This is a genomic window from Pseudomonas iridis (assembly GCF_017980685.1).
GTDB classification, from domain to species: domain Bacteria; phylum Pseudomonadota; class Gammaproteobacteria; order Pseudomonadales; family Pseudomonadaceae; genus Aquipseudomonas; species Aquipseudomonas iridis.
Genome location: NZ_JACXXO010000003.1, coordinates 178,494 through 191,549, shown reverse-complemented (window position 1 = coordinate 191,549; position 13,056 = coordinate 178,494). Strand labels below are relative to the sequence as shown.

10 protein-coding genes and 4 tRNA genes are annotated in these 13,056 nt (G+C 55.7%); 11 read left to right on the top strand and 3 right to left on the bottom strand.

Going from position 1 to position 13,056, the window contains the following annotated elements:
- Nucleotides 1–10: 10 nt before the first annotated feature.
- Nucleotides 11–949, bottom strand: a complete 939-nt coding sequence (gene pbpG / locus IEQ42_RS08430) for a D-alanyl-D-alanine endopeptidase (RefSeq protein ID WP_210703192.1) — start codon at nt 947–949, stop codon at nt 11–13.
- Nucleotides 950–1,179: 230 nt separating this feature from the next.
- Nucleotides 1,180–2,034, bottom strand: coding sequence for a bifunctional methylenetetrahydrofolate dehydrogenase/methenyltetrahydrofolate cyclohydrolase FolD (folD, locus tag IEQ42_RS08425; RefSeq protein WP_210703191.1), 855 nt, complete (start codon nt 2,032–2,034; stop codon nt 1,180–1,182).
- A 275-nt stretch (nt 2,035–2,309) separates the two neighbouring features.
- Here folD and IEQ42_RS08420 point away from each other — a divergent pair.
- From IEQ42_RS08420 to IEQ42_RS08405, 4 genes are all read left to right on the top strand, one after another.
- Nucleotides 2,310–2,386 (top strand) — tRNA-Arg (locus tag IEQ42_RS08420).
- Nucleotides 2,387–2,418: 32 nt separating this feature from the next.
- A tRNA-His gene (locus tag IEQ42_RS08415) sits at nt 2,419–2,494 on the top strand.
- A 57-nt stretch (nt 2,495–2,551) separates the two neighbouring features.
- Nucleotides 2,552–2,636: transfer RNA gene (locus tag IEQ42_RS08410), tRNA-Leu, on the top strand.
- A gap of 75 nt (nt 2,637–2,711) precedes the next feature.
- Nucleotides 2,712–2,787 (top strand) — tRNA-His (locus IEQ42_RS08405).
- A 45-nt stretch (nt 2,788–2,832) separates the two neighbouring features.
- Here the strand turns inward: IEQ42_RS08405 and IEQ42_RS08400 are convergent.
- Nucleotides 2,833–3,045: a hypothetical protein gene (locus tag IEQ42_RS08400; protein ID WP_210703190.1), complete on the bottom strand. Its 213-nt coding sequence runs from the start codon at nt 3,043–3,045 to the stop codon at nt 2,833–2,835.
- A 144-nt stretch (nt 3,046–3,189) separates the two neighbouring features.
- On the opposite strand from IEQ42_RS08400, the gene tig reads away from it, so the two are divergent.
- The 7 genes from tig (at nt 3,190) to IEQ42_RS08365 (ending at nt 12,933) form a co-directional block, all read left to right on the top strand.
- Entirely contained in the window at nt 3,190–4,500 is a 1,311-nt protein-coding gene (tig, locus tag IEQ42_RS08395) for a trigger factor (RefSeq protein WP_210703189.1), read from the top strand.
- Nucleotides 4,501–4,592: 92 nt separating this feature from the next.
- Nucleotides 4,593–5,228: an ATP-dependent Clp endopeptidase proteolytic subunit ClpP gene (clpP, locus tag IEQ42_RS08390; RefSeq protein ID WP_042559948.1), complete on the top strand. Its 636-nt coding sequence runs from the start codon at nt 4,593–4,595 to the stop codon at nt 5,226–5,228.
- Nucleotides 5,229–5,341: 113 nt separating this feature from the next.
- The gene (gene clpX, locus IEQ42_RS08385) at nt 5,342–6,625 is read left to right on the top strand and encodes an ATP-dependent Clp protease ATP-binding subunit ClpX (RefSeq protein ID WP_042559947.1); all 1,284 of its coding nucleotides are present in this window, start codon (nt 5,342–5,344) and stop codon (nt 6,623–6,625) included.
- 162 nt (nt 6,626–6,787) lie between these two features.
- Complete coding sequence (gene lon / locus IEQ42_RS08380) at nt 6,788–9,184, top strand: endopeptidase La (RefSeq protein WP_210703188.1); 2,397 nt, start codon at nt 6,788–6,790, stop codon at nt 9,182–9,184.
- Between the two features lie 147 nt (nt 9,185–9,331).
- Nucleotides 9,332–9,604: an HU family DNA-binding protein gene (locus IEQ42_RS08375; protein WP_008077714.1), complete on the top strand. Its 273-nt coding sequence runs from the start codon at nt 9,332–9,334 to the stop codon at nt 9,602–9,604.
- 229 nt (nt 9,605–9,833) lie between these two features.
- Entirely contained in the window at nt 9,834–11,705 is a 1,872-nt protein-coding gene (locus IEQ42_RS08370) for a SurA N-terminal domain-containing protein (RefSeq protein ID WP_210703187.1), read from the top strand.
- Nucleotides 11,706–12,054: 349 nt separating this feature from the next.
- Nucleotides 12,055–12,933, top strand: coding sequence for a DUF2242 domain-containing protein (locus IEQ42_RS08365; protein WP_210703186.1), 879 nt, complete (start codon nt 12,055–12,057; stop codon nt 12,931–12,933).
- Nucleotides 12,934–13,056: the final 123 nt, after the last annotated feature.

Sequence of the window (13,056 nt, the reverse complement as noted above, 5' to 3'; positions counted from 1 at the left end):
TGGGTGCCTTTTACTTGGAGGCTTCAACCACGCCACTCTGGCGGCTCTTGAGGTTTTTATCGGCCTTGTACTGTTGAGCCACCGCTGGAACGTTGGCGCTCTTGCCCGTCTCAACCCAGCTGCGGATACGGCTGGCATCGGCAAAATGTGTGTATTTGCCGAATGCGTCAAGAATCACCAGCGCCACCTGGCGATTGCCCATCCTCGTCACCAGCACCAGGCAATGCCCGGCCTGATTGGTGAAGCCGGTCTTGGTAATCTTGATGTTCCAGTTGTCCTTGCTCACCAAATGGTTGGTGTTACGAAAACCCAGGGTGTAGTTGGGTTTGCGGAACGCTACGGTTTTTTCCTTGGTGGTGCTCAACTGAACAAGCAACGGTTGCTTTTGCGCCGCTATCAGCAATTTGCTCAAGTCACGCGCGGTGGATACGTTGCGCGGCGACAGGCCGGTCGGCTCGACGAAGTGAGTGCTGGTCATGCCCAGTGCCTTTGCCTTGGCATTCATCGCCGCGATAAACGCTGCGTAGCCACCCGGGTAGTGATGCGCCAGGCTTGCAGCTGCGCGGTTTTCCGAAGACATCAGGGCAATCAGCAGCATCTCGCGGCGCGGCAGTTCACTCTTCAGTTTGACTCGGGAGAACACGCCTCTCATTTCCGGCGTGCTGCTGATATCGACATTGATCCATTCGTCCATGTTCTGTCGGGCTTCAGCCACTACCAGTCCAGTCATCAGCTTGCTGACGGAAGCGATCGGAACGATCACGTCAGGATTGCTGGAGTAGATGACTTTGTTGGTCTGCATATCCATGAGCAGGGCGCTGCCGGAAGCGATCTTCAGTTTCGAAGCGTCACGTGGGGCGGCGGTGGTTTCCGCAGCGTTGATCGTTGGCGTGATGAATGCGCCTGTAAATGCAAAAAACAGGCTCAGAATCGAAAGACGAATTTTCACGCGGGCGAACTCATAAAAGTTGGATATTCCGTTAGTTTGTAACGGGTTATTTCTTAAAAGCGTCGCATTCTAGAAGTATGGCTGAACATCTGTCGATGGTTGTTTGAATGACCTGAAAATCTCGTGAAAAGACCTGTAAAAATAGGGGTTTCCGGCGAACGGTTAGTGTTTTTTCTCACGCATGAAAAACCCCGCACGAGGCGGGGTTCCAATGCTGCGAAAAAACCGACTTAAGCGTGCAGGGTTTCTGCCGCGTAGAGGGTGTTTTCCAGCAGGCAGGCGCGAGTCATCGGACCAACGCCACCCGGCACTGGAGTGATCCAGCCGGCGCGGGGCAGGGCGGTTTCGTAGACAACGTCACCGACCAGTTTGCCGTCTTCCTGACGGTTGATGCCGACGTCGATCACGATCGCGCCTTCCTTGATCCACTCGCCCTTGACCAAGCCCGGCTTGCCGGCGGCCACGACCACCAGATCGGCACGGCCAACGTGGCCGGCCAGATCCTTGGTGAAGCGGTGTGTCACGGTCACGGTGCAACCGGCCAGCAGCAGTTCCATCGCCATCGGGCGACCCACAATGTTGGAGGCGCCGACAACCACCGCATCCATGCCATAAAGATCAGCACCGGTGCTTTCCAGCAGGGTGATGATGCCTTTTGGCGTGCATGGGCGCAGCAGTGGGATGCGCTGGGCCAGACGGCCGACGTTATAAGGATGGAAGCCGTCTACGTCTTTATCCGGGCGGATGCGCTCCAGTAGTTTGGAGGCGTCCAGATGCTCGGGCAGCGGTAGCTGCAGCAAAATGCCGTCGATGGCCGGATCGTCGTTAAGACGGTCGACCAGATCGGTCAGCGCTTGCTGAGTGGTGTCGCAGGGCAGGTCGTAGGCTTGCGAGAGGAAGCCGACCTCTTCACAGTCTTTACGCTTGTGCGAGACATAAACCTGAGAGGCAGGATCGCTGCCGACCAGGATCACCGCGAGGCCGGGAGTGCGCAGGCCTTGCTGGCGACGCTCGGCAACTCGTTTGGCGATCTGCTGGCGCAGGCTGGCGGCGATCGATTTGCCGTCGATTAGTTGTGCAGTCATTGCGCGTGATTAACCATCGAGAGGGGAAAAAAAGAGAACGCATTCTCGCATGTCGGGCGGTGAGGGCAAAGGCGCTTGGTCAGCTAATTCCCCTAACTCCTTTAATTAAATGAATTTTTTTCAAAAAGGATTTGACGACCTTTGGAGCGCTCTATACTATTCGTCGCACTTGTCGGGCACAGCCTAGCACTGGTTAAGAAGGTAAAGCGGAATCAACGTTCCGCGGCACTGGAAAGCACTTAGTTTGTAGTCCTTTAAGAGTACAGATTAATAAGGCGCCCGTAGCTCAGCTGGATAGAGCATCCGCCTTCTAAGCGGATGGTCGCAGGTTCGAGTCCTGCCGGGTGCGCCATTAGGCAGCTTTGGCACAAGTAACGCGATATGGTGGGCGTAGCTCAGTTGGTAGAGCACGGGATTGTGACTCCCGTTGTCGTGGGTTCGATCCCCATCGTCCACCCCATATTTCGAAAAGCGCCAGATTTAACGGTCTGGCGTTTTTGTTTTAAAAGCTTCATCCGCGGATGTGGTGGAATTGGTAGACACACTGGATTTAGGTTCCAGCGCCGCGAGGCGTAAGAGTTCGAGTCTCTTCATCCGCACCAATTAAAGCTTCATTCTGCCTTTGGGCTGGTGAGGTTCAACAAAGAAGTTATTTGGCTTTTTTGTTACGCAATATGGTGGGCGTAGCTCAGTTGGTAGAGCACGGGATTGTGACTCCCGTTGTCGTGGGTTCGATCCCCATCGTCCACCCCATATTTCGAAAGGCGCCAGATTTAACAGTCTGGCGCCTTTTTTGTTTTAGCGATTTGAAAAGTCGGCGATTGCCGCTTTCGAGTCGCAAGACCAGGGCGCTTCGTCGAATTTATGTTGCTCGATGATGCTGTGCTGCTCGTCGAGCTTGCTTGCAAGGTCGGCCGTCAGGGAATGATTGGTCGCCGCTTCTATATATAGAAGAGGTCGGCGCAGAGCCCTGGCGTGATTGGTTGTATTCGCCTCGGGGGCGCGACGCATCCGTGCATCGGCTCCTATAAATTGCCTGCTGTTTTTTTACCCGTTTTCAGTAGGGTGACTTCTTGAGTTTGACCCACTAGAATGCATGCCCTTGATTCTGGGGTCGGAAACGGCCGGCTAACGTCTGTGCAACGAGGAATATCCATGCAAGTTTCTGTTGAAAATACTACTGCTCTTGAGCGCCGCATGAGCGTCACCGTGCCGGCTGAGCGTATTGAGAGCCAGGTCAACAAGCGTCTGCAGCAGACTGCCCAAAAGGCCAAGATTGCTGGCTTCCGTCCAGGCAAAGTGCCAATGAGCGAAATCAAGCGCCGTTTCGGTGCTGATGCTCGTCAGGAAGCTGTTGGTGATGTCATCCAGTCCTCCTTCTACGAAGCTGTGGTCGAGCAGAAGCTGAACCCGGCTGGTTCGCCTGCAATCGAGCCCAAGTCGCTCGAAGCTGGCAAGGATCTGGAATACGTTGCCGTATTCGAAGTGTTCCCTGAGTTCACCGTTGCTGGTTTCGAAGGCATCACCGTTGAGCGCCTGAGCGCTGACGTGGCTGACGCTGACCTGGACAAAATGCTCGACATCCTGCGCAAGCAGAACACTCGTTTTGAAGTGGCCGATCGCGCTGCCCAGAACGAAGACCAGCTGAACATCGATTTCGTTGGCAAGGTCGACGGCGAAGTGTTTGCTGGCGGCTCCGCCAAGGGCACTCAGCTGGTACTGGGTTCCGGCCGCATGATCCCGGGCTTCGAAGAAGGCCTGGTTGGCGCTAAGGCGGGCGAAGAGCGCGTTCTGAACCTGACCTTCCCAGAGGACTATCAGAACCTGGACCTGGCTGGTAAAACCGCCGAGTTCACCGTGACTGTAAACACCGTTTCCGAGCCGAAGCTGCCTGAGCTGAACGAAGAGTTCTTCGCTCAATTCGGCATCAAGGAAAGCGGTATCGACGGTTTCCGCACTGAAGTTCGCAAGAACATGGAGCGTGAACTGCGTCAGGCGATCAAATCCAAGGTCAAGAATCAGGTAATGGACGGTCTGCTGGCCACCAACCCGATTGAAGTGCCAAAGGCTCTGCTGTCCAACGAAGTCGACCGTCTGCGCGTGCAGGCTGTTCAGCAGTTTGGTGGCAACATCAAGCCTGACCAACTGCCGGCCGAGCTGTTCGAAGAGCAAGCCAAGCGCCGTGTCGTGCTGGGTCTGATCGTGGCTGAAGTGGTCAAGCAGTTCGACCTCAAGCCTGACGAAGCCCGCGTACGCGAAATGATTCAGGAAATGGCTTCTGCTTACCAGGAGCCTGAGCAGGTTGTGTCCTGGTACTACAAGAACGACCAGCAACTGAACGAAGTTCGTTCGGTTGTGCTGGAAGAGCAAGTTGTGGATACTGTTCTGCAGAAAGCTAGCGTGACCGACAAATCGGTCTCTTACGAAGAAGCGGTCAAGCCGGTAGAAGCTCCAACAGCCGACTGATTGTTTTTGCGTTAAGAAGTGCTCACATAAGCCAGCTCTCGAGCTGGCTTATGCGTATTCAAGACATAACTATTTGGGAGTGACTGCAGAGCATGTTCCGTAATTCGTATATTCAGCAGAACTCTGATATCCAGGCCGCAGGCGGCCTGGTTCCGATGGTTGTCGAGCAATCTGCTCGTGGCGAACGCGCCTATGACATCTACTCGCGCCTGCTCAAGGAGCGAGTGATCTTTCTGGTTGGTCCGGTAGAGGACTACATGGCCAACCTGATTTGCGCGCAACTGCTGTTCCTTGAAGCGGAAAACCCGGACAAGGACATCCATCTCTATATCAACTCCCCGGGCGGTTCGGTGACAGCGGGCATGTCGATCTACGACACCATGCAGTTCATCAAACCCAACGTATCGACCACTTGCATCGGCCAGGCCTGCAGCATGGGCGCATTCCTGCTGACCGCAGGTGCTCCAGGCAAGCGTTTCTGTCTGCCGAACTCGCGTGTGATGATTCACCAGCCACTGGGCGGTTTCCAGGGCCAGGCATCGGATATCGAAATCCATGCCAAGGAAATCCTCTTCATTCGCGAACGTCTGAACACGTTGATGGCCAAGCACAGCGGTCACACTCTGGAAGAAATCGAGCGCGATACCAACCGCGATAACTTCATGAGTGCAGAAGCTGCGAAGGCATATGGCTTGATCGACGAAGTGATCAACCAGCGCCCAGCGTAAAAATAAGCAGCTCAAATTAGGCGTGGTCGGCTGGTCTGATCAGCGGCGGGCTTGAAAAAGCCCGCAATAGCCTTCATCTTGTGTTGCAAGCCTATCGGATTTGGATCGAACGAATGACTGACACCCGCAACGGCGAGGACAACGGCAAGCTGCTCTATTGCTCCTTCTGTGGCAAAAGCCAGCATGAAGTACGCAAATTGATTGCCGGCCCCTCGGTCTTTATCTGCGACGAGTGCGTCGACCTGTGCAATGACATCATCCGCGAGGAGGTGCAGGAAGCCCAGGCCGAAAGCAGCGCGCATAAATTGCCTTCGCCTAAAGAAATCAGCGGCATCCTTGACCAGTACGTCATTGGTCAGGAGCGTGCAAAGAAGGTTCTGGCCGTAGCGGTGTACAACCACTACAAGCGCCTTAACCAGCGTGACAAAAAGGCTGACGACGTCGAACTCGGCAAGAGCAACATCCTGCTGATCGGCCCGACAGGCTCCGGTAAAACCCTGCTGGCCGAAACACTGGCCCGCTTGCTGAACGTTCCGTTCACGATCGCCGACGCCACCACCCTCACCGAGGCCGGTTACGTGGGTGAAGATGTCGAGAACATCATTCAGAAACTGCTGCAGAAGTGCGATTACGACGTAGAGAAAGCCCAGATGGGTATTGTCTACATCGATGAAATCGACAAGATTTCCCGCAAGTCCGACAACCCGTCGATCACCCGGGACGTTTCCGGTGAAGGCGTGCAGCAGGCCTTGCTCAAGTTGATCGAAGGCACGGTCGCTTCCGTACCGCCGCAAGGTGGCCGCAAGCATCCGCAGCAGGAGTTCCTGCAGGTCGACACCCGTAACATCCTGTTCATCTGCGGTGGCGCGTTCTCGGGTCTCGAGAAGGTCATCCAGAACCGTTCCACCAAGGGTGGCATCGGTTTCAACGCAGAAGTGCGCAGCAAGGAAGAAGGCAAGAAAGTCGGTGAATCCCTGCGTGAAGTTGAGCCTGACGATCTGGTCAAGTTCGGTCTGATCCCGGAGTTCGTCGGTCGTCTGCCGGTCCTCGCGACGCTGGACGAGCTGGATGAGGCTGCGCTGATGCAGATCCTCACCGAGCCGAAAAATGCTCTGACCAAACAGTATGCCAAGCTGTTCGAGATGGAAGGCGTCGATCTGGAATTCCGTGCCGATGCACTGAAATCAGTCGCTAAACGTGCCCTGGAACGTAAAACCGGTGCTCGTGGCCTGCGTTCGATTCTCGAAGGTGTGCTGCTCGACACGATGTATGAAATCCCCTCGCAGTCCGAGGTGAGCAAAGTCGTGATCGATGAAAGTGTGATCGAAGGCAAGTCCAAGCCACTGTATATCTACGAAAACAGTGAGCCGACTGCCAAGGCAGCGCCGGACGCTTAAGCGTCCACTCTGCCGGAATAAAGAAGGGGCCTTCGGGCCTCTTTTTTTTATGTCGTTTTTTACATCCGCTTTGCGCTTGTTTTTTTTCAAGGCAGCCCCCATCTTGGTTTCAAGCTTAATTCCATCTGATTACGGCCATATGGCCGCCGTAGAGGCGAAATCATGAAGACAACCATCGAATTGCCTCTCTTGCCATTGCGTGATGTCGTGGTTTATCCGCACATGGTTATCCCGCTGTTCGTGGGGCGCGAGAAATCCATCGAAGCCCTCGAAGCTGCGATGACGGGCGACAAGCAGATTCTGTTGCTGGCCCAGAGAAACCCGGCTGATGATGATCCCGGTGAAGACGCTCTCTATCGCGTAGGTACCATCGCTACCGTTCTGCAGCTGCTCAAGCTGCCTGACGGCACCGTCAAGGTGCTGGTCGAGGGTGAGCAGCGCGGTACCGTTGAACGCTTCAGTGAAGTCGACGGGCACTGCCGTGCCGAAGTCTCGCTGATCGAAGAAGTCGAGGCTGTCGAGCGCGAATCCGAAGTATTCGTGCGCACGCTGCTTTCGCAGTTCGAACAATATGTACAGCTGGGCAAAAAAGTCCCGGCTGAAGTCCTGTCTTCGCTCAACAGCATCGATGAACCGGGCCGCCTGGTCGACACCATGGCTGCACACATGGCGCTGAAGATCGAGCAGAAGCAGGAAATCCTCGAAATCATCGATTTGTCGGCACGGGTCGAACACGTCCTGGCGTTGCTGGACGCCGAGATTGATCTGCTGCAAGTCGAAAAACGCATTCGCGGTCGCGTCAAAAAGCAGATGGAGCGCAGTCAGCGCGAGTACTACCTGAATGAGCAGATGAAGGCCATTCAGAAAGAACTTGGTGACAGCGATGAAGGCCATAACGAAATCGAAGACCTGAAAAAGCGTATCGACGCTGCGGGTCTGCCGAAGGACGCGTTGGCCAAAGCCACTGCCGAGCTGAACAAGCTCAAGCAAATGTCGCCGATGTCCGCCGAGGCCACCGTGGTGCGCTCGTACATCGACTGGCTGGTGCAGGTGCCGTGGAAGGCGCAGAGCAAGGTGCGTCTGGACCTGGCTCGCGCAGAAGACATTCTCGATGCCGATCACTACGGCCTCGAAGAGGTCAAGGAACGTATCCTTGAATACCTCGCCGTGCAAAAACGCGTGAAAAAAATTCGTGGCCCGGTGTTGTGCCTGGTCGGTCCTCCTGGCGTGGGTAAAACCTCGTTGGCGGAGTCGATTGCTCATGCCACCAACCGCAAATTCGTGCGCATGGCCCTGGGTGGCGTGCGTGATGAAGCGGAAATTCGCGGTCACCGCCGGACTTACATCGGTTCGATGCCGGGAAGATTGATTCAAAAAATGACAAAGGTGGGCGTCCGTAACCCGCTGTTCCTGCTCGATGAAATCGACAAAATGGGCAGCGACATGCGTGGCGATCCGGCATCTGCTTTGCTGGAAGTGCTCGATCCGGAGCAGAACCACAACTTCAACGACCACTATCTGGAAGTCGATTACGATCTTTCGGACGTGATGTTCCTGTGCACCTCGAACTCGATGAATATCCCGCCGGCGCTGCTCGACCGGATGGAAGTCATCCGTCTGCCGGGCTACACCGAAGACGAGAAGATCAACATCGCGGTCAAATACCTGTCGCCCAAGCAGATCACCGCCAACGGTCTGAAGAAAGGCGAGCTGGAGTTCGACGCCGAAGCAATTCGCGACATCATTCGTTACTACACCCGTGAAGCCGGTGTGCGTGGTCTTGAACGTCAGATCGCCAAGGTCTGCCGCAAGGCGGTGAAAGAGCATGCGATGGAAAAACGCTTCTCGGTGAAAGTGACAGCTGAGCTGCTGGAACACTTCCTCGGCGTGCGCAAATTCCGCTATGGTCTGGCCGAGCAGCAGGATCAGATCGGTCAGGTCACCGGCCTTGCCTGGACGCAGGTTGGCGGCGAATTGTTGACCATCGAAGCCGCTGTCGTACCGGGCAAAGGTCAGTTGATCAAGACGGGCTCGCTGGGCGATGTAATGGTCGAATCGATCACTGCTGCCCTGACCGTTGTGCGCAGCCGTGCCAAGAGCCTGGGCATTCCTCTGGACTTCCACGAGAAGCGCGACACGCACATTCACATGCCGGAAGGGGCGACCCCGAAGGACGGCCCTAGCGCCGGTGTAGGCATGTGCACGGCATTGGTGTCTGCACTGACCGGTATTCCGGTGCGCGCTGATGTCGCCATGACGGGCGAAATCACCTTGCGTGGTCAGGTACTGGCAATCGGCGGTCTGAAGGAAAAACTGCTGGCGGCACACCGCGGCGGAATCAAGATTGTGATTATTCCGGAAGAGAACGTGCGCGATTTGAAGGAGATTCCTGACAATATCAAGCAGGATCTGCAGATTAAACCGGTTAAATGGATTGACGAGGTCCTGCAAATTGCGCTGCAATACGCGCCGGAGCCCTTGCCGGATGTGGCTCCGGAGATAGTTGCCAAGGATGAAAAACGTGAGTCTGACTCTAAGGAAAGAATTAGCACGCATTAATCGTTTTTGACTGGGTGGCTTCCTTGACAGCTTTTTAGAGCCCTTGTTATAAAGCGGCTCTTAAGTGTTTGTAGGCCATCCAGCACTCGTTTTTGCTTTCACCAAAAAACTTAGAATCATCTCAAAATAGATATAAGGGGACTTAGAGTGAACAAGTCGGAACTGATTGATGCTATCGCTGCATCCGCTGATATCCCGAAAGCTGCTGCTGGCCGTGCGCTGGACGCTGTAATCGAATCCGTCACTGGCGCTCTCAAGGCTGGCGACTCCGTAGTTCTGGTTGGTTTCGGTACTTTCTCCGTAACTGATCGTCCAGCTCGCGTTGGTCGTAACCCACAGACCGGCAAGACGCTGCAGATCGCTGCTGCTAAAAAACCAGGTTTCAAAGCCGGTAAAGCACTGAAAGAAGCGGTTAACTAAGTTTTCAGGTTTTTACCCATCCGGGTCGGGGTTATGCCTGACTTGGCAGCGGAGCGGTAGAGCAGGTCGCTGAAACAGCTGCCTGTAACGCCGGGATCGAGGGTTCGAGCCCTGTCCGCTCCGCCAGTTACGAGAAGGCGCATCCTCGGATGCGCCTTTCTTCTATCCGGATTTTACCCACGCTCCACGGTTGCCTAAATATTGAAATTCAACCGTTTCTGGGGGACGCATGCTGCAGAATATCAGGGACAATTCACAAGGCTGGATTGCCAAGACTATTATCGGGATCATCGTTGTATTGATGGCGTTCACGGGTGTCGAGGCCATTTTCCAGGCTACGACCAACAGCCAGAATGCGGCCACGGTCAACGGTGAAGACATCAGCCAGAACGAGCTCAGCCAGGCCGTTGATATGCAACGCCGTCAACTGATGCAACAGCTGGGCAAGGATTTCGACGCTTCGTTGCTCGATGAAAAAATGCTCCGCGAATCAGCCCTCAAGGGTTTGATTGATCGCAAGCTGCTGCTGCAAGGTGCGGACGAAGCGAAATTTGCTTTCTCCGAAGGTGCCCTTGATCAGGTGATTCTGCTGACGCCTGAATTTCAGGTTGACGGCAAGTTCAGCTCCGAGCGTTTCGACCAGGTGATCCGTCAACTGGGTTACAGCCGTATGCAGTTCCGCCAGATGCTGGCTCAGGAAATGCTGATCGGCCAACTGCGTGCCGGCGTTGCGGGCAGCGGCTTTGTGACCGACGCCGAAGTGCTGGCTTTCGCCCGTCTGGAAAAACAGACCCGTGACTTCGCGACCCTGAACGTCAAGGCCGATCCGGCTGCAGTCAAGGTGACCGACGATGAGGTCAAGGCTTACTACGACGAACACGCCAAGGAGTTCATGACTCCGGATCAAGTCGTCATCGATTACCTGGAGCTGAAGAAGGCCTCGTTCTTCGACCAGGTTACTGTCAAGGATGAAGACCTGCAGGCGGCGTATCAGAAAGAGATTGCCAACCTGTCGGAGCAGCGTCGCGCGGCTCACATCCTGATCGAAGTGAACGACAAGACCACCGAAGCTCAAGCCAAAGCGAAGATCGAAGAAGTCCAGGCGCGTCTGGCCAAAGGCGAGAAATTCGAAGCGCTGGCCAAGGAGTTCTCGCAGGATCCGGGTTCGGCCAACAATGGCGGTGACCTCGGTTACGCAGGTCCTGGTGTCTACGATCCAGCCTTCGAAAAATCGCTGTACTCGCTGGCCAAAGACCAGGTTTCCGAGCCGGTTCGCACCGACTTCGGTTTCCACCTGATCAAGCTGCTGGGTGTAGAAGCACCTGAAGTGCCGTCCCTGGCCAGCCTGAAAGACAAGCTGACCCGCGATTTGAAAGCGGCGCAAGTCGAGCAGCGTTTCGTCGAGGCGACCAAGCAACTGGAAGACTCCGCGTTTGAAGCGTCTGACCTGGCTCAGCCAGCAGCAGATTTGAAGCTGACTGTTCACACTTCCAAGCCATTCGGCCGTGAAGGTGGCGAAGGGGTTACGGCCAACCGTGCCGTAGTCACTGCTGCATTCAGCACCGAAGTGCTCGATGAGAGTGCCAACAGCACCGCCATTGAGCTGGATCCGGACACTGTGATCGTGCTGCGTGCCAAGGAACACTTGAAGCCTGCTCAACTGCCTCTGGAAAGCGTGAGTGCGGCCATCCGCGCTCAGTTGACCAAAGAGCATGCCAGCGCTGCAGCCAAGACCAAGGCCGAGAAGCTGATTGCTGATCTGCGTGATGGCAAGGCTCCTCTGGACAAAGCGGTTGACGGTCAGGACTGGAAAACCACCGAAGCGGCCACGCGTGGTCAGGAAGGTGTTGAACCGGCGGTGCTGCAAGCACTGTTCCGCATGCCGAAACCGGCTGCCAAGGACAAACCGACGTTTACCAGTGTGACGTTGCCGGACGGCAGTTTGGTGATCGTTCGCCTCAATGGCGTGAACGAAGCGGCTGCGCCGACTGATGAAGAGAAGGTTCAGTACCGTCGCTTCCTTGCGTCGCGTGAAGGTCAGCAGGACTTTGCGGCGTATCGCAAGCAGTTGGAGAGCCAGGCTGACATCAAGAAGTTCTGATGGCGGTTTGAGCTGTAGTACAAGAAGTCCCGGGCTGTGTGCCGGGGCTTAATGAGAAGGTCAGCCTGACCGAGAAGCCCTGCAGGTTTACGCTTGCAGGGCTTTTCTCGTTTTCGGCTGATGCTCTCTTCTGTAACTATCCATTCGGTTTGGGGTGGTGCTGTCGTTGCTTTTAGCCGAGAACTGATTCTGGATTTTGCTGGATTTCCTTCATTGAATTATCGACGCGACCTTTTTCCGCAATCTGGGGTCGATAGGCTTGTAACCGTTTCAAGACACTAATCCTTACGCCGCGAGGGCGCGTTCTGTTGCACAATACGCCCCGGACTGTTTTCCCTCAGGATGTTTAATGTTGATTTCCACTCCCTTGCGTGTTGTCGGGTTGGCGCTGTTGTTGGCCGGTGTTGCCGGTTGTGCGAAAGACAAGCCGATGTATGAGCACGAGAGCTTCGATGACTCCGGTACGTTTTCGCGTAATTACCCGGTGACCGACGTTGTCAGTTGCGAAGCGGCGCGTCGTGCGTTGCTGAGTCAGGGCTACATCATTACCAGCAGCGACTCGAAACTGATCAGTGGCCACAAGAGTTTTCAGCAAACCGGCGATACGCACATGGAGATCAGCTTCAATGTGGTCTGTGCCGATGACGGCAGTGCCGGGCACCACGCGACGATGTTCGCCAATGCCTTGCAGGATCGTTATGCGCTGAAGAAGACCAACAACTCAGCCAGCCTCGGCGTCGGCGTATTGGGGTCGGTATCGATGCCGATCGGCTCGTCGGACGATTCGATGGTCAAGGTCGCCAGCGAGACGGTGACGGCGCAGAAGTTCTATGAGCGCTTCTTTACCCTGGTCGAACAGTTTCTGCCGGCAGAAACCAAGAAAGCTGCACATATCGAGGAAAAGCCGAAGACGGATCTGGGCGTGCCTGAGGCAAAAGTGGCTCCCGCGAGCCTGACGCCGGCCGCAGAGCCCGCTCCAGCGCCTGTTACAGCTCCCGTTACAGCACCTGAGCCAGCGCCTGAGCCGGCCGTGACCGCGCCTGCGCCCGCTGAACCGGCACCGGTCAGTTCCGAGCCGGTCGCACCTCCTGCGGAGTCGACCCCGATTGCTCCGGCACCCAGTGCAGAACCTGCGCCGGCTACCGAAACCATCACGCCACCGGCCAACCCGACGGACATTCCGCCGCCGTCCGAGCCGATTCCGGCAATGCCGGCCTCCGGCCAATAATCCCACGCATCGGCTCGTCCCCTGTAGGAGCTGCCGAAGGCTGCGATCTTTTGATCTTGAAATCATCAAGGATCGCGTCTTGGGCAGCTCCACAGAGGAATATCTCGTTACATTCCCCTGACA

Excerpts from the sequence above, each read along its gene's own strand:
- tig (WP_210703189.1), top strand. The coding sequence starts at position 3,190 with ATGCAAGTTTCTGTTGAAAATACTACTGCTCTTGAGCGCCGCATGAGC.
- clpP (WP_042559948.1), top strand. The coding sequence starts at position 4,593 with ATGTTCCGTAATTCGTATATTCAGCAGAACTCTGATATCCAGGCCGCA.
- IEQ42_RS08400 (WP_210703190.1), bottom strand. The coding sequence starts at position 3,045 with ATGCGTCGCGCCCCCGAGGCGAATACAACCAATCACGCCAGGGCTCTG.
- clpX (WP_042559947.1), top strand. The coding sequence starts at position 5,342 with ATGACTGACACCCGCAACGGCGAGGACAACGGCAAGCTGCTCTATTGC.
- IEQ42_RS08370 (WP_210703187.1), top strand. The coding sequence starts at position 9,834 with ATGCTGCAGAATATCAGGGACAATTCACAAGGCTGGATTGCCAAGACT.
- lon (WP_210703188.1), top strand. The coding sequence starts at position 6,788 with ATGAAGACAACCATCGAATTGCCTCTCTTGCCATTGCGTGATGTCGTG.
- IEQ42_RS08365 (WP_210703186.1), top strand. The coding sequence starts at position 12,055 with ATGTTGATTTCCACTCCCTTGCGTGTTGTCGGGTTGGCGCTGTTGTTG.
- folD (WP_210703191.1), bottom strand. The coding sequence starts at position 2,034 with ATGACTGCACAACTAATCGACGGCAAATCGATCGCCGCCAGCCTGCGC.